The 281-nt window shown below is 63.7% G+C and carries 1 protein-coding gene; it reads left to right on the top strand.

Translation table 11 applies throughout. The features are described from left to right. Positions 1–281, top strand: a 281-nt coding sequence (locus E0702_RS17035; RefSeq protein ID WP_132045728.1) for a hypothetical protein, incomplete at both ends; no start/stop codon positions are given.

The raw sequence follows: 281 nt of genomic DNA, 5'->3' as shown, positions 1-281 counted from the left end.
GCGAGCACGCGGGCATGGGGGCGCGGAGTTTCGGCTTCCGGCAGGACGAGGGCCGCGTGCCCGGGCCGGGGTTTGCGCGACGAGTCGCCCGTATCGACCGGACAGATGGCGACATTGACACATTGTCGAAACGCTTGGCGTATATTCGCACATGGACCTATGTCGCCCAACGCAAGGGGTGGGTCGAACAGGATAGCCATTGGCGCGGCGAAACCCGCGCTGTAGAAGACCGCTTGTCAGATGCCCTGCACATGGCACTGACCCAGAGATTTGTCGACCGC

The organism is Halomonas marinisediminis, assembly GCF_004347715.1.
Classification (GTDB): Bacteria; Pseudomonadota; Gammaproteobacteria; order Pseudomonadales; family Halomonadaceae; genus Halomonas; species Halomonas icarae.
The sequence above is the reverse complement of the archived record's forward strand: the minus strand, read 5'-3'. Positions and strand labels throughout refer to the sequence as shown.